We start from the raw sequence: 21,516 nt of genomic DNA on the forward strand, positions 1-21,516 counted from the left end.
AAGCATTGCTTCCCCGCCCCTCGGACGTTTAGCTGTCGAACGTTGTTGCTCTTCGAGGTTGCTGCCCCTCAGATCTTCACTGAAGGGTCAGCTGTCGGTTTCGGTAGTCGTGATGACGATGGTCCGACGCAATTCGACGGTGAGCCGCTGACGCAGGCTTTCCGGTGCGTGATCCCCGCCGCACTTACGGTTGATCAGGCTCTTGACCTTCTCCTCGATCCCGTAGGCCTCGAGGCAGGATCCGCAGTCGTCGATATGACGTTGCAGACGAGCGCGACTGGAATCGTCGCATTCACCGTCGAGCATCAACCAGACGTCGGCGATGACTGCCGAGCAGTCGAGCCTTTCGAATTCGTCCTGCTCACTCATCGTTTGACACCTTCCGCCTCGGTGGCTGCGCCGGCCGTGGCCGTGTCGACTGCGCCGTCCCGATTGAATCCACGATCTTTGGCGACATCGGCCAAGAGACCACGCAATTGCTTACGACCACGATGCAGCCGTGACATCACCGTTCCGATGGGTGTGCCCATGATCTCCGCGATCTCCTTGTACGGGAATCCCTCGACGTCGGCGTAGTACACCGCCATCCGGAATTCCTCGGGCAGCGACTGCAGCGCCGCCTTGATGTCGTCGTCCGGCAGCGCGTCGAGCGCCTCCACCTCGGCCGAACGCAGCCCGGTGGACGTGTGCTCTGCGGTGGCGGCCAGCTGCCAGTCGGTGATCTCGTCCGTCGGATACTGCGCAGGTTGGCGCTGCTTCTTGCGGTACGAGTTGATGTAAGTGTTGGTGAGAATCCGGTACAGCCAGGCTTTCAGGTTGGTACCGGCACGGAACGAGCGGAAAGCCGTGTACGCCTTGACGTACGTCTCCTGCACGAGGTCTTCGGCATCGGCCGGGTTCCTCGTCATACGCAGTGCAGCGCCGTACAACTGGTCGAGCAACGGGAGCGCGTCACGCTCGAACCGGGCAATCAACTCATCCGCAGTTTCGGGCGTTTCGGACACCGCACCATCGACAGGTTCGGAAACCTCCGACGGTTCGTCCTTGGGCCGGTCGTGTTCCAGCACTCTGATCCCTTCACTAGCCGTAGGGATCAAGGTTACCGCCAACTGAAGATCCGACCCACGGGCCGGTGGTGGCTCACACACAGCCAGCACGGTCGCTCCTTCGCTTCTCGGGACAAGTTTCATCAACTGTTACCAACACGGGAGTCTGCGACTCTGTTCCCGGCCTGGTCGGAGTCCGAATAGAGGGGTCCACCTAAGGTCTTCGTCATGGCTGGAACAGCGACCCCTGCAACCGCACTGCTCGGCAAGTCGAAGACACCGCACCGCGTTCACAGCTACGACCACGACCCCCGCGCCGAATCGTTCGGCGACGAGGCGGTCACGGCGCTGGCCGAGTTGGTAGGCGTCGAGGCCGCCCAGATCTTCAAGACCTTGGTCGTCAAACTCGACACGGGCAAGCTCGCCGTCGCGGTTCTGCCGGTACCGGACAAACTCTCACTCAAAGCTGCGGCCGCTGCACTCGGTGCAAGCAAAGCCGTCATGGCCGATCGCGCCGAAGCCGAGCGCTCGAGCGGCTACGTCTTCGGTGGCATCTCACCGCTCGGCCAACGCAAGAAACTGCCGACCGTGATCGACGCCTCGGCTCTCGACTGGGATCGGGTTCTCTGTAGTGCCGGACGACGCGGCCTCGAAATCGAACTGGCTCCGGCCGACCTTGCTCAGCTGAGCGGCGCGGTCACCGCACAAATCACAGCGGGCTGAGGATCCGGTCGCTACGGTCTGTTCATGCGTCCACAAACCAAGCGTCCACCCCTGAAAATTTTTGCACTGACCGCTGCAGCCGCTGCCCTCGCCGTCTCACTGACGGCCTGCGGGAGTTCCGACAGCGCCGCCAAGGAAGTCACGGTGGTCGGATCAGGACAGGTCCGCGGGGCGCCGGACATCCTCAATGCGGACATCGGCATCGAGGTTGTCGCCGCGGATGTATCGGGAGCGGTTTCCGAGTCGAATGACAAGGCCCGCCAGATGATCGACGCGATAGTCAATGCCGGAGTGGCCGCCGAGGACGTGCAGACAAGCGATCTGTCGGTTCAGCCGCAGTACGACGCCAGTGGTGGACCGTTCGTCGGCGGTAACGTGACGGGTTACCGGGCGACCAACTCGGTACGAATCGTCGTCCGCGATCTCGACAAAGCTTCGGGTGTGCTGGACGCCGGTATCGCGGCGGGTGGAAACGCAGCGCGACTCGGCAACGTCGCCTTCGCCATCGACGACGACTCTCAGCTTCTGGCCGACGCTCGCACCCGGGCCTTCGAGGACGCGAAGAACCGTGCCGAGCAGTACGCGGATCTCTCTGGCACGTCGCTCGAGAACGTCGTGACCATCACCGAGGCACACGACACTAGTGGCGGTCAGACCATGCGCGCTCCCGACGCCTCGATGTCCGACATGGTTCTCGCCCCGGGAACCCAGCAGGTTTCGTTCGAAGTGACCGTCACCTGGTCTCTCGCCTGACTGCTAGAGCAGGCTGATCTGCTCTCCGGCACGGTCGACGTCCGGCTCGATCAACTCGTGTCCGTTGTTCTTGACACTGTTGACCAGCGGCCGGACTCGATCGATGTCGATCCGCTCGAAAAGGTCCGGGGTCGGTTCGAGCAGAGCCGAATCGACGGTGTTGTCGGGATCGAGCCACGCCTCCCAGCGGTCTCGAGGCAGGGCGAGGGGCATCCGGTCGTGAACCTGCTCCAGATGGCCGAGTGAGTCGACTGTGACGATCGAGCAGCTCAGGACGGGGCTCGCATTCTCGACCTTCGGGTCTCGCCAGGCAGACCACACACCAGCCATGAACAGCCGTGTTCCGTCGTCGGGGTGCATGTAGTAAGGAATCTTCGCTGCCTTTTTCCCGCCGGTGGCCTCGGTCTGCCACTCGTACCACCCGTCCATCGGGACCAGGCAACGCTTGAACTTGAACGCGGTCCGAAACGCGGGCTTGTCCGCCAACGAGTCGGCACGCGCGTTGAACAGGACCGGGCCCTTACCCAGTTCCTTGGTCCACGAGGGCACCAAGCCCCAGCGCATCCGCCGAATCCTCTTGGTCGGATCGCTGTCGGGGTTTTCCCGATCGTGGCGTTCCACGACGGTCAGCACCTCGGTCGTCGGAGCCACGTTGTAGTCGGCTTCGACGGGCGCCGAGTGGTCGGTCTCGTCGAGCGCATCGAGTTCCACCGCCAGGGTGGCCGGGTCCGCTGTGGTCGCATACCTTCCGCACATGACACCCAGGGTGGCACGGTTTCGACCATTCCCCCACCGATGAGAGAAGATGGACCATGTGAGTCTGAGTCTGTGGAGCGCCCCGAGGGCCCAAGCACCCGTCGATGCAGTGGTGACGCTGCCCGGATCCAAGTCCATCACCAATCGAGCTCTGATTCTGGCCGCGCTTGCGGATGGCCCCTCCACGATCACGGGTGCACTCCGCAGCCGTGACGCGGACCTGATGATCGCCGCTTTGCGCGACCTCGGTATCGGCGTCGAGGAAGCCGGCGATCCGACCACACTTCGCATAGTTCCCGGTCCCCTCCGCGGCGGAGACGTCGACTGCGGTCTCGCGGGCACCGTCATGCGCTTCCTGCCGCCGCTCGCCGCGATGGCCGACGGAATCGTCCGCTTCGACGGCGACGAGCAGGCACGCACACGACCTCTCGGCACCATCCTGGAGGCACTGCGCGGACTCGGCGCACACATCGAGGGTGACGCACTCCCGTTCACCGTTTCCGGAACCGGATCCCTACGCGGCGGGACGGTCACCATCGACGCATCCGGTTCGTCGCAGTTCGTCTCCGGTCTCCTCCTCTCGGCCGCTGCCTTCGAGGAGGGTGTCACCGTCCATCACGACGGCAAGCCGGTCCCCTCCATGCCGCACATCGACATGACCGTCGAAATGCTCAGGCAGGCCGGCATTTCCGTGACGACGCCCGCCACGGGTGGCGACGCGGACACCTGGCGGGTGGCACCTGGGCCCGTACGCGCCGTGGACTGGGCGATCGAACCCGATCTCTCCAACGCCACACCGTTCCTGGCCGCTGCCGCAGTCACCGGAGGAACCGTCAGTGTCCCGATGTGGCCGTCGTCGACGACACAGCCTGGTGACGCGATCCGCGGGATCCTCGCGTCGATGGGCGCCGACGTCACTCTTGCCGACGGCGTGCTGACTGTTCGCGGCCCGGAGAAATTACGCGGCATCGACATCGACCTCCACGACGAGGGAGAACTCACCCCCACCGTCGCGGCGCTGGCCGCTCTCGCCGAGGGCACCTCGCACCTACGAGGTATCGCGCACCTGCGCGGGCACGAGACCGACCGTCTGGCCGCCCTCGCCGACGAGATCAACAAGCTCGGCGGCTCCGTCACCGAAACCGACGACGGACTGACCATCGTCCCCGCGGAACTTCATGGCGGCCAATGGCTCTCGTACGCCGACCACCGCATGGCAACCGCCGGTGCCATCATCGGCCTGGTCGTCGACGGCGTCGAGGTCGACGACGTCGGAACCACTGCCAAGACGTTGCCCGGCTTCGAGAACATGTGGGTCGACATGCTCGAAAGTTCGACCGCGACGCCGAAGGCAAGCTTCTGACTCCGCGGCAGTACGACGAGTCCGACGTCCGGGTACGCCCCGGACGCGGGTCACGCCCCCGTACGAAGACACGGCCCGAACATCTGTCGGCTGAATCGGGGATGGTGGTGTCGAAGGATCGTGGCCGTTGGGGCTGCGTCCTGGGCGGCGATCCCGACCGGCTGATCGTGACGATGCGCGCCCGCGAGCTGGGCCGCACCCCCATCGTCGTCGGCGATCAGGTGGACATCGTCGGCGACCTGTCGGGCAAAACCGACACCCTCGCTCGCATTATCCGGGTCTCCGAGCGCTCGACGGTTCTGCGCCGAACAGCCGACGACACCGATCCCTTCGAACGCATCGTCGTCGCGAACGCCGAGCAGTTGCTCATCGTCGTGGCACTCGCGGATCCCCCACCGCGCACGGGCTTTGTCGAGCGCGCACTGGTCGCCGCCTACGTGGGTGGCCTGACGCCGATCGTCTGCCTGACCAAGAGCGACCTCGAACCACCCGAGGAATTCGCGAGCACTTTCGCCGACCTCGACATCCAAGTGGTGGTCGCCGGCCGTGACGATCCTCTCGACGAACTGACGCAGATCCTCGAGCACAAGTTGACCGCCCTGATCGGGCATTCCGGCGTCGGAAAGTCGACGTTGGTCAATCGCCTTGTCCCCGATGCCAATAGAGCTGTCGGCATCGTGTCCGGCGTCGGCAAGGGGCGGCACACGTCGACACAATCGGTGGCGCTCCCCCTAGCCGGTGGCGGCTGGGTGATCGACACCCCCGGCATCCGTTCATTCGGTCTGGCGCACATCTCACCCGAGAACGTGGTGGCGGCCTTCTCGGACCTGGCTGCGGCCATCGAGGATTGCCCGCGCGGATGCACGCACCTGGGTCCGCCGGCGGATCCCGAATGCAAGCTCGACCTACTGGAGGGCAAATCCGCACGGCGCGTCGTCGCTGTGCGACAACTGCTGGAAGCGATCAAGTCCAACGATCAGTACTGAGCAATACCCCTGCGCAAGAGAAGCGGCCCGACACCATCGAATGGTGTCGGGCCGCTTGTTGCCTCTTGTCCGCGAAGTCAGGAATCAGCGCAGGCCGAGGAGGCTGCGCAGCTTTCCACTCTTACGCTTACGTGCGATGGCGCTCTTGAGACCACTACGACGCCCGGTCACTGGATCGACAGTCGACGTCGGATCGCCGTCGAACATCCGCTCCGACGCCGTCTCGGGCGCATTGTCGACGGTGTCCTTGAGGTACTTGTTGGGCAGCGACAGCTTGGCGATGGTGCGCCACGACTTGGCGTACTGCACGGCAAGCGGGCCCGTCGTGTACGGCAGGTCGTACTTGTCCGCGAGCTGACGCACCGTGACCGCGATGTCCTTGTAGCGGTTACTGGGCAGATCGGGGAACAGGTGATGCTCGATCTGATAGCTCAGGTTGCCCGTCATGAAGTCCATGAGCGCGCTGCCCTCGATGTTGGCGCTGCCGAGCATCTGGCGCAGGTACCACTGAGCCTGCGTTTCCTTGTCGATGTCTTCCTTGGTGAACTTCTCGGCACCATCCGGGAAGTGGCCGCAGAAGATGACCGCGTTGGTCCACACGTTCCGCAGAGTGTTGGCGGTGAAGTTGGCCGACAACGTGCTCTTCCACGCCGGGCCGGTGATGGCCGGGTAGATGACGTAGTCGCGCAGGACCTGCTTGCCGATCTTCTCGCCGACCTCACGGAGCTTGCGCTGCGTCTCTTCCTTGTCGGCGCGGCCCTTGGCCACCTTGCCCAGCTCGAGGTGCTGAGCAGCGATGCCGTACTCGAAGAACAGGGCGAGCAGGGTGTTGTAGACCAGGTTGCCGGCGTTGAAGGGCTTCCACCGCTGATCGCGAGTGACGCGGAGGAGCCCGTATCCGACGTCGTCGTCCATTCCGAGGACGTTGGTGTACTTGTGATGCAGGTAGTTGTGGGTCTGCTTCCAGTGCGCAGACGGGCCGGTGACGTCCCACTCCCACGAGGTGGAGTGGATCTCCGGGTCGTTCATCCAGTCCCACTGCCCGTGCATCACGTTGTGCCCGAGTTCCATGTTCTCGATGATCTTCGAGAGCGTCAGCAGGCCCACTCCGGCGAGCCACGCCGGACGGCGACGGCTGGCGAAAAGCACTGCGCGGCCGCTGATTTCGAGCGAACGCTGCAGGCGAATGACGTTGCGCACGTAGCGCGCGTCCTTCTCGCCGCGCGACTCCTCGATATCGCGACGAATCGCGTCGAGTTCGCGGCCGAGCGCCTCGATGTCAGCGTCCGTGAGATGTGCGTATTCCTTGACATCTGCAATCGCCATGGAAAGCCTCCTAGCAGTGAGTTAGGCGCAAAGTAGTAAGTGCAGAACGATCATGATTTCGAATCGTTCAGATCAACTGCACCTACTGTAGCGTAACTTACGGCACCGTAGGTTAGGTTTTTCCCGATGTAACCTATATCACTTCCGGCGCTTCGGCATGCGGGAACGGGCCTGCGACTTGAGTGCAGTCAACAATCCCAGACGCTTACCGGTGACCGGATCGGTACGCAGGTCCTCGACCATCGCCATGGCTGCATCCCGGAACCCTGAGTCACGGAACCGCAGTTCCGAGGACGTTTCCGGAGCATTGTCCGAGGTCGCAGTGAGCCACTTGTCCGGCAATGCCAGCTTGTGGATCGTGCGCAGTGCCAGAAGGTACTGCTTGAAGAGCGAACCGGTGGTGTACGGGAGATCGAACTTCTCGCACAGCGCACGCATCTTCACGGCAATCTCGGGGTAGCGGTTGCTCGGAAGATCAGGGAACACGTGGTGCTCGATCTGGTAGCTCAGGTTGCCACTCATGAGTCCCATGAGCTTGCCGGAATTGAAGTTCGCACTTCCGAGCATCTGGCGCAGGTACCACTCGTGACGAGTCTCCTGCTCGAATTCGGCAACTGTGAACTTCTCGGCGCCGTCCGGGAAGTGGCCACAGAAGATGACGACGTACGCCCACAGGTTGCGCACGAGATTCGCAGTGGCATTGGCCGTCATGGTCGACTTCCACGCCGGCCCCGTCAGCGCCGGGAACAAGATGAAGTCCTTGCCGACCTGACGAAAGATCTTGCGCGCGAAGTCTTTGTTCGCCTGCGAGTTCAGTTGGCCCTTTTCCGCGCCCTCCAACTCGGCTGCCGCTGTGAGGTCGTGCAGCGCGATACCCCACTCGAACGTGGCCGCCAAGATCACGTTGGCGATCGGCTGGAAGAGGTTGATCGGCTTCCACGGCTCGTCACGCGTCATACGCAGAATCCCGAAACCGAGATCCTCGTCCATCCCTACGACGTTGGTGTACGTGTGGTGTTGGTAGTTGTGTGCGCGCTTCCAATGCTCGGAAGGACCGGTCTGATCCCACTCCCACGAGACCGAGTGAATCTCGGGATCGTTCATCCAGTCCCATTGCCCGTGCATCACGTTATGCCCGAGTTCCATGTTCTCGATGATCTTCGACAGGCTCAGCAGGGTTGTACCGACCAGCCACGCCGGTCGATACCGGCTGCCGAACAGTGCGATGCGCCCGCCGAGCTCCAACGCGCGTTGCACGCGAATGACGCGACGAATGTAGCGGGCGTCCCGGATTCCGCGAGAGTCTTCGATGTCGAGTCGAATCTGATCGAGTTCACGTCCGAGAGCTTCGACATCGGCCTCGGTGAGGTGCGAAAACTCTTTGATATCGGTGATGGCCACCGTGGTCCTCCGTGTGCCTAGAAGCTATGCGTCCAGCGTACAGTCGCCCGCGGCGGCGGAGATGCACGTCTGGATGCGCTCACCCTCCGCGTGCTGTTTCCCCGAGCGTAGATCGATCGCGTGACCGGCAACGAGAGGTACGACACACGTCTGGCAGATGCCCATGCGGCAACCGAACGGCATCAAGGCACCGGACTGCTCGCCGGCCTCCAGAAGCGTCGTCGCGCCGTCGACGGTGATGGTCTTACCTGACTTCTCGAACGTGACCGTGCCGCCGTCCGCCGAAGCGTCGATGCGCGATACCGCGAATCGCTCCATGTGGAGGCGATCCTCGATACCTTCCGCCTTCCAGACGTCTTCGAGTTCGTCGAGCAAAGGAAGCGGTCCGCACGCCCAGGTGTGGCGCTCGCGCCAATCGGGGCAGACCGTGTCGAGAGAGCTGAGTTTGAACTTTCCGTCACGTCGCGTGAGTTGGACGTGGCTGACGAAGTCCTCGTGCTCGACATGCAGCGCCGTGAGTTCGTCGGCGAACATGACGTCGGATTCCGTCGGAGCCGAGTGGATGTGCATGACGTCGGGCAATTGACCGCGCCGGTTCATCGTCCGCAACATGCCCATGACCGGAGTGATGCCACTGCCCGCAGTGATGAACAGGATCTTCTCCGGCGGCGGATCCGGCAAGGCGAAGTTGCCGGACGGCGTGGCCAGTCGAACGATGGTTCCCGACGGGACCGCGCCACTGACGAGGTGGCTCGACAGGAAGCCCTCGGGCATGGCCTTGACCGCGATGGAGATGCGCTTGTTCTCCCAGTTGGGCGGAGAAGTCAGGGAGTACGAGCGCCAATGCCAACGACCGTCGATGTGGAGGCCGATACCGATGTACTGCCCCGGCTGGTAGTTGAAGTCGAATCCCCAACCCGGCTTGATGACGATGGTCGCCGAATCCGTGGTCTCGGGCCGTACTTCGACGATCTGACCACGCAGTTCGCGGGCCGACCACAACGGATTTGCGAGGTGGAGATAGTCGTCGGGAAGCAATGGTGTGGTCAGCCGAGCCGCCGCACCGCGAAGCAGATTGAGCTTCGACCGCGCTGCCGGAACGACCGACGCTGCCGGTGCCTCGATCCAGTCCTTCAGACCCATCAGACCTCCACCTCTCACCTTCCGAACCCACTGCCTACGGTACCGTAGGTTATCAGGTTACGGTACCGTAGGTTACTTCACGGTAAGCACATTCACAGCAGGTCGAGCAAGAACGGCAACTCCTGCGCGGCGTACCACGCCAACTCGTGGTCCTCCGCGTCGCCGAGCGTGAACTCGGCATCGGCATCACCGAGATCCGCCGCGTCGACTATGCCAGCAGCGCGCTCGATGTCCGATTCTGCCTGTTCGAGGTCGACATGCACAGATGCAACCTGAGCCATCGTGACAGGACCTGCCAGTCGAACCACCGAATCGTCGAGATCGGGCCGCAGTTTCACGTCGGCATCGTCGACGTCGGCAGCGACGACGGCGCGCCGGAAGGTGACGTCACCCTCGGTTCCGGCGATCAATCGCAGCGACGCACGCGCCGCCTCACCCATCGCGACCTCGGCCAACTCGTCGTCGTCCCCCGCCGCATACGACTCACGCAGAGTCGGGGTGACCGCAAAAGCCGTCCGGCTCATCGGGTCGAACTCCTGATCTGCGACCAACTTCTGCAAAATCTCGACCGTCGCCGGCACGTACACCCTCATGAGACCACCTTCATGCTCGTCCGTCACCGACTCGCATCCGTCAATTCCTCGAGTGACTCGAAGATCAGCGAACGAACGACGTCGACGTCCGACATCGCGTCACGGTCGGCATTCAAACCGTAGTAGACATTTCCGTCGTACGACGTCAGGGCGATGCTGAGTGTCTGATTCTTGAGCAGTGGCGACACCGGATACATCTCCAGCATCCGAGCCCCGCCGAGGTAGAGCGGGAACTGCGGACCCGGTGCGTTGGTGATCATCAGATTGAACATTCGCTGCGAGAGACTGCTGGCCGCGCGTGAACTCATCGCATGCAGCGTCGCCGGCGCAAACCCGGACATCCGCACCATCGTCTGTGCGGTCACCCGCCGGCCCTGGCGTGCAAACGCCTCCGTCGCATGCGCAACGTGCGAGAGCCGAACCACCGCGTTGGGTTCGCCGACAGGCAGGTCGATCAGGAACGAGGAAACATGTCCCGGCGCCTGCGGATCGTCGACGTCGGGGCTCTCGGGGCCGTCGGTGTAGACCGACATGGGAACCATCGCCCGCACGATGGTCGCCTCGGTCACCGGTTCGCCGCGCGAGAGCAGCCAGTTCCGCATCGCACCTGCGATGACGGTCAGGATCACGTCGTTGATCTCGCACCCGTACCGCGCACGAATGCGTCGATAGTCTTCGAGAGACGTCTTGGCCACCGCAAGGCGTCGATTGCGCGAGATGGTGGCGTTGAGCGGGCTCGACGGGGCCACCTGCGTCGCCGTTCGGACCACTTCTGCAAGTTTTCCGAGTGCACTGACCGCCTCGGTCACAGACGTCGTCACGTCGTTGAACGTTGCGCGCGCCCGTGCGATCCCCTCCCCCGGGCTCGTCACGAGATCTGCCAGTGCACTGACCAACAAGCTGGTGTCGCTCGGCGGCCTGGCCGGCATCCACAGTTCCTCGGGGCCGGGCGCTCGATTCTTCTCCGGATCGAAGATCACCTGGCTGATCTCGGGAGCCGCTTCGCCGTCGACCAACGACGAATGAGACTTCGTGAAGATGGCAAATCTGTTTCTGGTCAGCCCCTCGACCAGGTACATCTCCCACAACGGCCTCGTGCTGTCGAGCGGTCTGGACGTCAGCCGGGCGATCAGATCCATCAACTGTTCGTCGGAACCGGGCTTCGGCAGAGCCGATCGGCGTACGTGATAGGTGATGTCGAAATCCGAGTCGTCCACCCACACCGGGCGGGCCAGGCCGAACGCCACCTCTCGAACCCGCTGGCGGTACCGCGGAACCGATCCGAGCCGATCTTCGACCAGACGAAGCAATTCCTCGTGATCGATCCCGTTTCGCAGTTGCCTGAAGATCCCCAACGAGCCGACATGCATCGGCGTCGTCCCGGCTTCGAGGAAGTAGAAAGCCGCGTCCTGAGTGGTCAGTCTGTTCACCATGGCTTCGTGTCCCCTCCTTCGCCCAGATCGAACAGAATCGACAACTCCTCGATCGTCGATTCCGAGCCGACGTGATGGACGCCGACCATCCCGACGGCGACCGCCGCGCGCACGTTGACCTCGAGATCGTCCACGAAAACGAACTCCCCCGGGTCGACGCCCAACCGACTCGCCGCGAGCAGATAGATCTCGGCATCCGGCTTTGCCATCTCCACGTCACCGGACAGGATCACGTCGTCGACCAAGACCCCGTCGCCGAGATCCCGCAACCACTGAGCACTGTCGCCGCCGGGATCGTTACTGACGATTCCCGTCACGATTCCGCGGGCCCTCACAGCGCGCACGAGCGCGCTCAAGCCCTCGAGATCCGATCCCGGACCGAACAGCACACCACCGACATCCAACAGAAGTCCCCGCACGCCATCACCCTAAGTCGCGATGGTGATCACGGCGACATCTCGAGCATTTCGTGTCATGCTTCTCACCATCGCTCGGGGGAGCGAAAGTCCGAGTCGGCCAACTCGGACGCACGATCATCCGGGGGGATGTCATGGAGCAGGACTGCAAAATTGTTCTCGAGCCGGCACCACAATTCGAGCCTCACGCGCACACCGTCGTACTGTCGCGGCCGCAGTGCCGACCAGACCTGACGCAATGCCGAACAGACCGAACGCTGCGTCGCCCGCGAAAGACACCACACAACGGAACGTCGTCGCACGCCACTCCTGTCACGGGTTCTCCTGACCCGAGTTCTCCTGTCCCAAGCCCAGTGGGTGCCGACATCTTCTGGAACCGGGCACTTCGCCTTGTTCTGGAAACCGTCGACCGACGCCGAAATCCACGTCAGCTCAGCGGCGTACTGACGCCAGGCGTCCTGGAAGTTGTTGCGCGACTTTACACTTCAGACTATTCGGCCCGAAAGATGGGCGGCGCGGCCGTTCACCGCACCCACGTTCAAGCGGTTTCGGAGCGCACCGCCGAAGTCTGTGCGACGTACACACGAGGCAAGCAGACATTTGCCGTCGCAGGTCGGATCGACCACGCAGACGGAACGGGCTGGACGGTCACCGCACTACACGTGGTGTGACCGTCCAGCCTGTCGAGCACTATCCGTACTGAAAAACTCAGCGCTTGCGCTTGGACTTCGGAGCTCGGTTGCTCTTCGACTGTGTCCGTGCTGCTTCACGACGTTCGCGACGTGAGGCTGCCCCGTCACCGGAGTCGGCCGACGAGTCGCGGGTTGCCTTCGCCTTGCCGTCCTCGTCCGGGCCGGTGTACGTCAATCGTGACGGACCTTCGTCGTCAAGTCCCTTGGCGCGCAACGCCGTCGGGGCAGCCGTCCCAGTTGTCCTGGCCGCGGCTTCCTGCGTCGGGAGCGGCTTGGGCGCTGTGGCGGAAGCCGCAGCAGCCGAGCCCGCCGTGACAGAAATTCCGCTCGCGGGCTGTGCCGGAGCTGCCTCGACCTGCAGGTTGAAGAGGAATCCGACGGACTCTTCCTTCAGTCCGTCGAGCATGCCGATGAACATGTCGTAGCCCTCGCGCTGGTACTCGACCAGTGGGTCACGCTGTGCCATCGCACGCAGGCCGATTCCCTCCTTGAGGTAATCCATCTCGTAGAGATGCTCACGCCACTTGCGGTCCAGGACCGAGAGGAAGACACGACGCTCGAGTTCACGCATACCGTTTTCGCCGGCGATCGCGTCGATCTCGGCTTCGCGCTTCTTGTACGCCGCGTGGGCGTCTTCGAGCAGCGCGGTGCGCAGGTCGTCACGGCTCAGGTCGCTGTTGATACCTGCACCGTCCTCCCCCGCCAACGCCTTGTGATCGATGCCGACCGGGTACAGCGTCTTCAGCGCCGTCCACAGCTGCTCGAGATCCCAGTCCTCGACGTAGCCCTCCGCGGTGGCGCCGTCCACGTAGGCGGTGACCACGTCGGTGATCATCTGCTCGACCTGGCCCTCCATGTCCTCACCCTCGAGGATCTGGCGGCGCTCCTTGTAGATGACCGTTCGCTGCTGGTTCATGACCTCGTCGTACTTGAGGACATTTTTGCGAATTTCGAAGTTCTGCTGCTCGACCTGGGTCTGAGCGCTCTTGATGGCCTTCGAGACCATCTTGGCTTCGATCGGGACGTCGTCAGGCAAGTTGAGGCGCGTCATGATCGACTCCAGTGCCGAACCGTTGAAGCGGCGCATCAGCTCGTCACCGAGCGAAAGGTAGAACCGCGATTCGCCGGGATCACCCTGACGTCCGGAACGACCACGCAACTGGTTGTCGATACGACGCGATTCGTGACGCTCGGTACCCAGCACGTACAGGCCACCGGCATCGCGGACCTTCTCCGCGTCTTCCTTCACTTCAGCCTTGACCTCGTCGAGGACGGCGTCCCAGGCTGCCTCGTACTCGTCCGGCGTCGTCACCGGGTCGAGGCCCTTCTTGCGCAGCGCGATGTCCGCGATTATGTCCGGGTTACCACCGAGCACGACGTCGGTACCGCGGCCGGCCATGTTGGTCGCGACGGTGACCGCACCGGAGCGACCGGCCTCGGCGATGATGGTCGCTTCCTTCTCGTGGAACTTCGCGTTGAGGACGTTGTGGGCAACGCCACGCTTGGTGAACTGCTTGGACAGGTACTCCGAGCGCTCGACGCTGGTGGTACCGATCAGAACGGGCTGGCCGTTCTCGTGGCGCTCGACGACGTCGTCGACCACGGCATCGAACTTGGCTTCCTCGGTCTTGTAGATGAGGTCGCCGTTGTCGACTCGGACCATCGGACGGTTGGTCGGGATCGGGATCACGCCGAGGGTGTAGGTCTGGTGAAGCTCGGCAGCTTCCGTCTCGGCGGTACCAGTCATGCCCGACAACTTGTCGTACAGACGGAAGTAGTTCTGCAGGGTGATGGTGGCGAGGGTCTGATTCTCCGCCTTGATCTCCACCTTCTCCTTGGCCTCGATCGCCTGGTGCATGCCCTCGTTGTAGCGGCGGCCGACCAGCACGCGGCCGGTGAACTCGTCGACGATGATGACCTCGCCGTCGCGGACGATGTAGTCCTTGTCCTTGGTGTAGAGCTCTTTGGCCTTGATCGCGTTGTTGAGGTAACTCACCAACGGCGAATTCGCGGCTTCGTACAGGTTGTCGATACCGAGCTGGTCCTCGACCAGTTCGACGCCCGCCTCGTGCACACCGATGGTGCGCTTGCGGATGTCGACCTCGTAGTGAACGTCCTTCTTCAGCAGCGGCGCGATGCGGGCGAACTCGCTGTACCACTTGCTCGAGCCGTCAGCCGGGCCCGAGATGATGAGTGGGGTTCGGGCTTCGTCGATGAGGATCGAGTCGACCTCGTCCACGATGGCAAACGCGTGGCCACGCTGGACCAGGTCGTCCAACGAATGCGTCATGTTGTCACGCAGGTAATCGAAGCCGAACTCGTTGTTGGTGCCGTAGGTGATGTCCGCTGCGTAAGCGACGCGGCGCTCGGCCGGCGTCATGCCCGAGAGGATCACGCTGGTCTCGAGGCCGAGGGCGCGGTGAACGCGGCCCATCCACTCGGAGTCGCGCTTGGCGAGGTAGTCGTTGGTCGTGACGACGTGAACGCCGTCGCCGGCGATCGCGTTGAGGTAAGCCGGAAGAACCGACGTCAGGGTCTTGCCCTCACCGGTTTTCATCTCGGCGACGTTGCCGAAGTGCAGGGCCGCCCCACCCATGATCTGCACGTGGAAGTGCTTCTGATTGATCACGCGCCATGATGTCTCACGGGCCACGGAGAATGCCTCGGGCAGCAACTCGTCGAGAGTTTCCCCGGCGGCGTAGCGCTCACGGAACTCGGCGGTCTTGGCTTTGAGTTGCTCGTCTGTCAGGCCTTCGACATCGGGCGACAGAGATTCGACATGCTCGGCGATGTGCTTGAGCCGCTTGACCATGCGACCTTCACCAACACGGAGCAGCTTCGATAGCGACAGCGACGGCACAGTCTTCTTCGTCCTCAATCTTCGGCGACAGGGGGTCACACACTGAAAATCCGGCCGGGGTCCGAAAACTCCGGCCGGATTCCATGGTAGGCGCTACCGGCGGCGAGCGAGCAAACCCACCACCGATTGGGTCATGTCAGGCGGATCAATCCGTAGTCGAAAGCGTGACGACGGTAGACGACGGACGGCTTGTCCGACTCCTTGTCATGGAAGAGAAAGAAGTCGTGTCCGACCAGTTCCATCTCGTAGAGAGCGTCGTCGATGGTCATCGGCTCGGCTGGGTGATCCTTCGTGCGGACCACGCGTCCCGGGCCGTCGTACTCGTCCGGTTCTTGACCGTTCAGCGAAATGTCCGGTGTGACTCCGAGTGAGTCTGCGTCGACGAGAGAGGCGGTTGCCTCCGCGACGGACACCGGTCGCTTGTCACCGTAATGGACCTTCTTGCGGTCCTTGGTTCGACGGAGGCGACTCTCGAGCTTGTCGATCACCGATTCGAAGGCGGCGTAGAAGCTGTCTGCGGACGCTTCGGCTCGGGCCACCGGGCCTTTACCTCGAGCGGTGATCTCGACGCGCTGGCAACTCTTGGCCTGTCGTCGGTTGCGTTCATGTTGGAGTTCCACGTCGAAGTGGAATATGGAGGGGTCGAAGTGTTCGAGTCGCGCCAGCTTTTCCGAAACGTAGATTCGGAAGTGATCGGGGATCTCGACATTTCGTCCCTTGACTACGACGTCGGATCTCGGAGCTGCGGCATTCTCGGAACGCTCGATGGTGGCGTCCTCGATGAAAAACGAGGCTTGCGAAGGGGTCGTCACTCGTACCTCCCAATTACGGCCCCGCCCCACGGTGGGCGGCGGCAAATTCTGCAAGTACCGAGAGGGGATCCGCCCGGCACCAGTATCGAAGTACCACCTCCTACCAGTATTTTCGGGTGTGCCGCCGACGCTAGTACGTAACGCGCGCGAGTGCCACTGTTCCAACGAAATTCATCTAAGCCCCTGCAACTACGAGCACGATAGTTGTCCGAATCCCACGGAGCGAGAGGGCCCGAACCGACTCTGCCGCAGTCGCTCCCGTCGTCAGGACGTCGTCGAGCAGGACGATGTCGCTGTCCCCCATGCGGGAAGAGATCGCAGTGGTGTCGAGAGACACATGACCGTTCACATTGGTCACCCGGTCGGCCGCGGACAGTCCGACCGAGTCACGTACGCCCCGCGTCATCCGGAGAATCGGACAGACTTGTATCGGACGACCCAGAGCAGAACCGGCTTCCCGCTCTTCGACTCTCTGTTTCTCGCGCACACTCTCGGCTATCCGGCGAACCGGATCACCCCCTCGAGATCGCGCCGCCCGGGCGCGCGTGGGAGCCGGAACCAGGACGATCGGTGCACGATTCCCGCCACCGAGCTCGCCCCACCGTTCCAGCATGGCCAATGCGCCGGCCACAGCGATCCCCAGAGGCATCGTGAGGTCCCGGCGACCGCGTTCCTTCATCTCGATCACACTGCGACGCCTGGGGCCGTCGTAGCGGCCGAGTGCCCACACCGGCACGCCCGGATCGACGCGCGGACTCAGTTGAACCGGATGGTCGCTCAGCAGTTCCGCGCACTCACGACACCACAGAGTCCCTGTGCGGGCGCACCCACCACACTCGCGTGGCAACAACAGATCGAGCAGGCCGGCACCGAATTTCTTGTCCCCCATGGCCGAATCATGAATGAGTCCACCGACATGAATGAGAGCACCGACAAGTCAGCCAGGTAGAACCGGAATTGCTTTCTGTCCGGTCAGCACAGTCACTTCACGCCAACGACGATCGCCTGCAGGGTCGTTGTTGTTCAGTTGGAACACCGCACGCGCGTCGGCGACGTACTCGGTGGTCGGCGACGCATCCACGGAGGTGACGGGGGCGGTCAGGTTTCCACTCGGCAGCGCGTCCATTCGGGAACCGTCGATCGCGACCTGGACGACCGGTATTTCGGCGCCACTACGCGCGATCACGATGGTGTCGCTGTTGCTCCAGTCGAGCGAGAGAGCGGTACTGCCCAAGCCCGAGGCCACCGCGCGCGGACTCGTCAGGGCGTAGACCCCGCTGGCTGTGCGTACGACCACGGCCAGGTAGACCTTGCCGTCGATGATCATCGCGGCTCGCACGCCGTCGCGAGAGAGACGCAGTTCCGAGATCGTGGAACCGACCGACGTGAGGGCCCCGACGTCGACATTGGTGACCGACACGCGGCCCGTCCCTGGTTCACGGACGACCCGAACGACGGTATTGCCGTTCACCGCCGCCCAGACCGCGTTGTTGTCCAGCTCCCACGAAGGTCGGGTGATGGCGCTGCCTTCGAGTACCGGAACGGCACCTTCGCCGTATGTGCCGAGCGAGAGTGCAAACCTTGTGCCTGGATCGGGACGAGCGGTGTCCGAGACGGCGGCAACAAGCTTGCCGTCGCGGGAGAGCGCTGCCGCCGTGAGGTTGCCCGCATTGCCCGCGAAGCCGGGCACCGGAGCTGCCTCCTGCTCGGTGACGCTCACCAGTGAGCCGTTGCGCAAGGCGTGCAGGCCGACGGTCGCACTCGTGGTGGCCAGCGGATTGGTGGAAGCAACGTCAGCGGTGGTCCAGCCGTCCGAATGAGCGGCGTCCAGCGGTTCGCCGTCGATCTGCAGAACGTACGGTCCCGCGACATCTGCATTGGCGAGCGTCCAAATAACCTGCGCTGCAAACAAACCGCGCGTCGCAGCATCCATCGGGTTGTCCAGGCGGAAGTTGATGCGCACGCCACCGAGACCGACACCGACCTGTCCCGGCTTGCCGTCGGCCTTGGTGATCGGACCGATCACCGACACACCATTGCCGAGTTCGTTTCGTACGGCCGGCGCAAGCGCTGCCTTCGGTCCGTCGATCATCAGACCGATCAACTGAGCCGCCACCTGGTCCTGCCCACCGGAGATCCAGCGGAGATCGGGGACAACCGTCTGACTCGTCGGGTCGAGGAAGAACAATGATTTCCGCTGATAGGCGCCGAGGAACTGAGGGCGCTCCATGATCACACCGGGAGGAAGATCACTGATCCGCCATTCGCCGTCGGTCAACGTCAGCGTCATCTTCGCTTCGAAGCTGCCCTCTTCGGGGACGTACAGGCCGCCCGGGTCGAGACGACCGACCTTGTTCACACGAATCGTGTACACCGCTTCGGAACTGGTTCGCGACGCTGACAGGGTGTCGATCTTGTCGACGATGACTGCACTGGCAGCATCGTCCCAGCGCGCCGACGCGTCCTTGGTGAGGTACTGACGTGCTGCGGCGTGCCTGTTGGACGGGTCGGTACTCGCCTTGACGAAGTCGCGTACCAGTAGGTCCGGCTCTCGCCCCGAGGCCGGTGATTCGACCGACGTTCCGGGCACGGCAGTTGCCAGAGTCCCGATTGCCTGCGGCGACGAGGACTCCGGCAAACTGGCGCACGCACCGGTCAGCAACAGCACGCTGAGCGTTGTTGCAAGAAGTCCCAGACGACGGCGGGTTCCGATCATGATCGATCACCACCGTTGGACTCGTTCCGTGAGTCCGGTTCGCGCGGAGTCGGCAGTGACGACGTGACCTCGCCAACGGTATCGGCGACGATGTCGGCTTCGCTCGGCGTGCGCACGAATTTGGTGGTCGTCGGCTTGAGCGGCAGCGGACTCGACACGACCTTCTTGCCGCGGGTACGCGAGAGCGTCAGCCGGAAGCAGGCGCCAACTCCCGGTTCGCCCCAGGCCTCGAGCTTGCCGTCGTGCAGATTCGCGTCTTCGACGCTGATCGCGAGGCCGAGTCCCGTGCCACCACTACGCCGGACGCGAGACGGGTCCGAGCGCCAGAACCGGTTGAAGACCAACTTCTCCTCGCCCGGCCGCAACCCCACGCCGCTGTCGCGGACGATGAAGGCGAGGGCATTCTCGTCGGCGCGTAGGCGAAGCAGAATCGGCTTCCCCTCACCGTGATCGATGGCGTTGGCCAGGAGATTTCGCAGGATGCGTTCGACGCGGCGCGGATCCACATCTGCCATGACCGGCTCGTCGGGCATGTCCACGATCAGTTCGGTGCCGGATTCGCGGGCGAGATGGCGAACGGTGGAGACCGCCGCTCGCGCACACATCCGAACGTCGAGTTGTTCGGACGCCAGTTCCGCGACACCGGCATCGTGTCGGGAGATCTCGAGGAGGTCCGCCAGGAGCCCTTCGAACCTGTCCAGTTCGGCGACAAGCAGTTCCGACGACCGGCGCAGCATCGGGTCGAGGTTCTCGCTGCCGTCGTAAATCAAGTCAGCAGCCATTCGGACCGTGGTCAGCGGTGTGCGGAGTTCATGGCTGACATCGGACGTGAAGCGTTTCTGGAGACTTCCGAACTCCTCGAGCTGCGTGATCTGTTTGGACAGACTCTCGGCCATCTCGTTGAAGGACATGGCCAGGCGCGCCATGTCGTCTTCGCCGCGGACCGGCATTCGCTCCTTGAGTCGGCCGTCGGCGAAACGCACCGCGATTCGTGAGGCCGATCGAATGGGAAGCACGACCTGCCTGGCGACCAACAGCGAAATCGCCGCGAGGAGCACAAGCAGGACTGCTCCACCGATCAGCAGGGTGCTTCGAACGAGCGACAGACTCCGGTCTTCGCTGGCGAGCGGGAAGATCAGGTACAGCTCGAGACCCGAGATCGACGACGCGGTGGGGCTGCCGATGATCAGCGCGGGACCGGAGTAACCGTTCGGGTTGGACACCGTCGCGAATTGGTAGCTGATCTGGCCTCGCTTGACGAACTCGCGAAGGTTGTCCGGGATCTGCTCGACCGGACCCGAACTTGTCGGCTGTCGCGGCCCGTCACCGGGCACGATCAGCACCGGGTCGAAGGTGCCGGCCGACCCGGAGGCTTGGCCCGAGGTCTGGTTTCGACGGCTCGTCAGTCCGGACGCAGCGCTTTCCAACTGGACGTTGAGCGCCGTCGAATCGTCGACACCCGCGAGTTGGTCTTCGACGATGCCGCGGGCACGGTCCATTTCCTCGGTGGCTGCGGTGATCTTCGTTTCCAACAGCCGATCGGTGATCTGGCTGGTGAGCACGACACCGAGAATGACGATGACGATCAGAGACAACGTCAAAGTCGAGACGACCACTCGCAACTGGAGCGAGCGTCGCCACGTGTGCGCGAGGGTGTTGCTCATCGAGTGACACCACCGCAGAAATGGCGTCAGCCGTCGGTTGAGACGACGACGCCACCTGGAAACTCCGCTCACGGCGGTCCGGCCTTGTAGCCGACCCCCCTGACCGTCAGAACCACTTCGGGATTCTCGGGATCAGTTTCGACCTTGGCGCGCAAACGCTGAACGTGCACGTTCACCAGACGGGTGTCGGCGGCGTGGCGGTATCCCCACACCTGCTCGAGAAGGACTTCACGGGTGAACACCTGGCGCGGCTTGCGCGCCAATGCGACCAGCAGGTCGAATTCGAGTGGTGTGAGCGAGATCTGCTCGCTGCCGCGGCTGACCTTGTGAGCCGGAACGTCGATCACGATGTCGGCGATGCTCAGCAGCTCCGCGGGCTCCTCTTCGGTGCGGCGCAGACGAGCGCGCACCCGCGCCACCAATTCTTTCGGCTTGAACGGCTTCATGATGTAGTCGTCCGCACCGGATTCGAGGCCGAGCACGACGTCGACGGTATCGGTCTTGGCCGTCAACATCACGATGGGCACACCGGAATCTGCACGCAGAACCCGGCATACGTCGATCCCGTTCATTCCGGGAAGCATGAGATCGAGCAGAACGAGATCGGGGCGAGTCTCACGCACTGCCGCGAGCGCCAGGGTTCCGTCGCCTACCACGTAGGGATCGAAACCCTCACCACGCAGCACGATCGTGAGCATCTCGGCGAGTGCCGTGTCGTCGTCGACAACCAGAATCCTTGGTTTCATATCCCTATCGTTGCATCTCGGAGCGATGAATCAGACCGTTACGAGGCCGTGCGGCGTGCCGCGTCTTTCCCTCTACTGTGCCGGAAA

The 21,516-nt window shown here is 63.2% G+C and carries 20 protein-coding genes; 5 read left to right on the forward strand and 15 right to left on the reverse strand.

Annotated features, from left to right (window positions below):
* Nucleotides 1-87 precede the first annotated feature (87 nt).
* Both rsrA and ACFT1A_RS14695 read right to left on the reverse strand, forming a co-directional pair.
* The gene (gene rsrA, locus ACFT1A_RS14690) at nt 88-369 is read right to left on the reverse strand and encodes a mycothiol system anti-sigma-R factor (protein WP_003940722.1); all 282 of its coding nucleotides are present in this window, start codon (nt 367-369) and stop codon (nt 88-90) included.
* The gene (locus tag ACFT1A_RS14695; RefSeq protein ID WP_378447603.1) at nt 366-1,067 is read right to left on the reverse strand and encodes a sigma-70 family RNA polymerase sigma factor; all 702 of its coding nucleotides are present in this window, start codon (nt 1,065-1,067) and stop codon (nt 366-368) included. Before ACFT1A_RS14695 ends, rsrA begins: the two co-directional genes overlap by 4 nt.
* 207 nt (nt 1,068-1,274) lie before the next feature.
* Between ACFT1A_RS14695 and ybaK the strand changes: the two genes are divergently transcribed.
* Complete coding sequence (gene ybaK / locus ACFT1A_RS14700; RefSeq protein ID WP_378447604.1) at nt 1,275-1,769, forward strand: Cys-tRNA(Pro) deacylase; 495 nt, start codon at nt 1,275-1,277, stop codon at nt 1,767-1,769.
* A gap of 24 nt (nt 1,770-1,793) precedes the next feature.
* Nucleotides 1,794-2,522: an SIMPL domain-containing protein gene (locus tag ACFT1A_RS14705; RefSeq protein ID WP_378447605.1), complete on the forward strand. Its 729-nt coding sequence runs from the start codon at nt 1,794-1,796 to the stop codon at nt 2,520-2,522.
* A gap of 3 nt (nt 2,523-2,525) precedes the next feature.
* Here ACFT1A_RS14705 and ACFT1A_RS14710 read toward each other — a convergent pair whose 3' ends face one another.
* The gene (locus ACFT1A_RS14710; RefSeq protein WP_378447606.1) at nt 2,526-3,278 is read right to left on the reverse strand and encodes an SOS response-associated peptidase; all 753 of its coding nucleotides are present in this window, start codon (nt 3,276-3,278) and stop codon (nt 2,526-2,528) included.
* A gap of 49 nt (nt 3,279-3,327) precedes the next feature.
* On the opposite strand from ACFT1A_RS14710, the gene aroA reads away from it, so the two are divergent.
* Together aroA and rsgA are read left to right on the forward strand one after the other, a co-directional pair.
* A complete protein-coding gene (gene aroA / locus ACFT1A_RS14715; RefSeq protein ID WP_378447607.1) occupies nt 3,328-4,641 on the forward strand; it encodes a 3-phosphoshikimate 1-carboxyvinyltransferase in 1,314 nt (437 codons plus the stop codon).
* On the forward strand, nt 4,590-5,627 hold the full coding sequence (gene rsgA, locus ACFT1A_RS14720; RefSeq protein ID WP_378447608.1) for a ribosome small subunit-dependent GTPase A: 1,038 nt from the start codon (nt 4,590-4,592) through the stop codon (nt 5,625-5,627). Before aroA ends, rsgA begins: the two co-directional genes overlap by 52 nt.
* Nucleotides 5,628-5,711: 84 nt before the next feature.
* Here the strand turns inward: rsgA and ACFT1A_RS14725 are convergent, their stop codons facing one another.
* The 6 genes from ACFT1A_RS14725 to ACFT1A_RS14750 all read right to left on the reverse strand — a co-directional run bounded on the left by ACFT1A_RS14725 (nt 5,712) and on the right by ACFT1A_RS14750 (nt 11,942).
* Complete coding sequence (locus tag ACFT1A_RS14725) at nt 5,712-6,953, reverse strand: fatty acid desaturase family protein (RefSeq protein WP_378447609.1); 1,242 nt, start codon at nt 6,951-6,953, stop codon at nt 5,712-5,714.
* Nucleotides 6,954-7,091: 138 nt separating this feature from the next.
* Nucleotides 7,092-8,354 (reverse strand): acyl-CoA desaturase, encoded by a 1,263-nt coding sequence (locus ACFT1A_RS14730; RefSeq protein ID WP_020907111.1) that lies wholly within the window; start codon nt 8,352-8,354, stop codon nt 7,092-7,094.
* Nucleotides 8,355-8,378: 24 nt separating this feature from the next.
* Nucleotides 8,379-9,497 carry a ferredoxin reductase gene (locus ACFT1A_RS14735; RefSeq protein ID WP_230812599.1) on the reverse strand — a complete coding sequence of 373 codons (1,119 nt, stop codon included), beginning with the start codon at nt 9,495-9,497 and terminating at the stop codon, nt 8,379-8,381.
* A gap of 92 nt (nt 9,498-9,589) precedes the next feature.
* Nucleotides 9,590-10,090, reverse strand: a complete 501-nt coding sequence (locus ACFT1A_RS14740; RefSeq protein WP_020969223.1) for a DUF6912 family protein — start codon at nt 10,088-10,090, stop codon at nt 9,590-9,592.
* Nucleotides 10,091-10,113: 23 nt separating this feature from the next.
* Complete coding sequence (locus ACFT1A_RS14745) at nt 10,114-11,523, reverse strand: wax ester/triacylglycerol synthase family O-acyltransferase (protein WP_378447610.1); 1,410 nt, start codon at nt 11,521-11,523, stop codon at nt 10,114-10,116.
* Nucleotides 11,517-11,942: an HAD-IA family hydrolase gene (locus ACFT1A_RS14750; RefSeq protein WP_378447611.1), complete on the reverse strand. Its 426-nt coding sequence runs from the start codon at nt 11,940-11,942 to the stop codon at nt 11,517-11,519. The genes ACFT1A_RS14745 and ACFT1A_RS14750 overlap by 7 nt, the downstream gene beginning before the upstream one ends.
* A gap of 350 nt (nt 11,943-12,292) precedes the next feature.
* Here ACFT1A_RS14750 and ACFT1A_RS14755 point away from each other — a divergent pair, with 350 nt between their 5' ends.
* Nucleotides 12,293-12,610: an Rv3235 family protein gene (locus ACFT1A_RS14755; protein WP_378447612.1), complete on the forward strand. Its 318-nt coding sequence runs from the start codon at nt 12,293-12,295 to the stop codon at nt 12,608-12,610.
* 37 nt (nt 12,611-12,647) lie between these two features.
* Here the strand turns inward: ACFT1A_RS14755 and secA are convergent, their stop codons facing one another.
* From secA to mtrA, 6 genes are all read right to left on the reverse strand, one after another.
* The gene (secA, locus tag ACFT1A_RS14760; RefSeq protein WP_378447613.1) at nt 12,648-15,491 is read right to left on the reverse strand and encodes a preprotein translocase subunit SecA; all 2,844 of its coding nucleotides are present in this window, start codon (nt 15,489-15,491) and stop codon (nt 12,648-12,650) included.
* Between the two features lie 131 nt (nt 15,492-15,622).
* A complete protein-coding gene (hpf, locus tag ACFT1A_RS14765) occupies nt 15,623-16,303 on the reverse strand; it encodes a ribosome hibernation-promoting factor, HPF/YfiA family (protein WP_003940893.1) in 681 nt (226 codons plus the stop codon).
* A 175-nt stretch (nt 16,304-16,478) separates the two neighbouring features.
* Entirely contained in the window at nt 16,479-17,192 is a 714-nt protein-coding gene (locus ACFT1A_RS14770; protein WP_378447614.1) for a ComF family protein, read from the reverse strand.
* Between the two features lie 48 nt (nt 17,193-17,240).
* Nucleotides 17,241-19,019 carry an MtrAB system accessory lipoprotein LpqB gene (gene lpqB / locus ACFT1A_RS14775; protein WP_378447615.1) on the reverse strand — a complete coding sequence of 593 codons (1,779 nt, stop codon included), beginning with the start codon at nt 19,017-19,019 and terminating at the stop codon, nt 17,241-17,243.
* Nucleotides 19,016-20,755 carry an MtrAB system histidine kinase MtrB gene (gene mtrB, locus ACFT1A_RS14780; RefSeq protein WP_269590691.1) on the reverse strand — a complete coding sequence of 580 codons (1,740 nt, stop codon included), beginning with the start codon at nt 20,753-20,755 and terminating at the stop codon, nt 19,016-19,018. The genes lpqB and mtrB overlap by 4 nt, the downstream gene beginning before the upstream one ends.
* Complete coding sequence (gene mtrA / locus ACFT1A_RS14785) at nt 20,752-21,429, reverse strand: MtrAB system response regulator MtrA (protein WP_003941013.1); 678 nt, start codon at nt 21,427-21,429, stop codon at nt 20,752-20,754. The genes mtrB and mtrA overlap by 4 nt, the downstream gene beginning before the upstream one ends.
* Between the last annotated feature and the right edge of the window lie 87 nt (nt 21,430-21,516).

This window comes from Rhodococcus sp. NPDC057135 (assembly GCF_042670865.1).
Taxonomy (GTDB): domain Bacteria; phylum Actinomycetota; class Actinomycetes; order Mycobacteriales; family Mycobacteriaceae; genus Rhodococcus_F.

What these genes read in the sequence shown, in the direction of transcription:
- rsrA (WP_003940722.1), bottom strand. Translation starts at nt 369, where the DNA reads ATGAGTGAGCAGGACGAATTCGAAAGGCTCGACTGCTCGGCAGTCATC.
- ybaK (WP_378447604.1), top strand. Translation starts at nt 1,275, where the DNA reads ATGGCTGGAACAGCGACCCCTGCAACCGCACTGCTCGGCAAGTCGAAG.
- ACFT1A_RS14705 (WP_378447605.1), top strand. Translation starts at nt 1,794, where the DNA reads ATGCGTCCACAAACCAAGCGTCCACCCCTGAAAATTTTTGCACTGACC.
- ACFT1A_RS14710 (WP_378447606.1), bottom strand. Translation starts at nt 3,278, where the DNA reads ATGTGCGGAAGGTATGCGACCACAGCGGACCCGGCCACCCTGGCGGTG.
- aroA (WP_378447607.1), top strand. Translation starts at nt 3,328, where the DNA reads ATGGACCATGTGAGTCTGAGTCTGTGGAGCGCCCCGAGGGCCCAAGCA.
- ACFT1A_RS14725 (WP_378447609.1), bottom strand. Translation starts at nt 6,953, where the DNA reads ATGGCGATTGCAGATGTCAAGGAATACGCACATCTCACGGACGCTGAC.
- ACFT1A_RS14735 (WP_230812599.1), bottom strand. Translation starts at nt 9,497, where the DNA reads ATGGGTCTGAAGGACTGGATCGAGGCACCGGCAGCGTCGGTCGTTCCG.
- ACFT1A_RS14740 (WP_020969223.1), bottom strand. Translation starts at nt 10,090, where the DNA reads ATGAGGGTGTACGTGCCGGCGACGGTCGAGATTTTGCAGAAGTTGGTC.
- ACFT1A_RS14745 (WP_378447610.1), bottom strand. Translation starts at nt 11,523, where the DNA reads ATGGTGAACAGACTGACCACTCAGGACGCGGCTTTCTACTTCCTCGAA.
- ACFT1A_RS14770 (WP_378447614.1), bottom strand. Translation starts at nt 17,192, where the DNA reads ATGGGGGACAAGAAATTCGGTGCCGGCCTGCTCGATCTGTTGTTGCCA.
- lpqB (WP_378447615.1), bottom strand. Translation starts at nt 19,019, where the DNA reads ATGATCGGAACCCGCCGTCGTCTGGGACTTCTTGCAACAACGCTCAGC.
- mtrA (WP_003941013.1), bottom strand. Translation starts at nt 21,429, where the DNA reads ATGAAACCAAGGATTCTGGTTGTCGACGACGACACGGCACTCGCCGAG.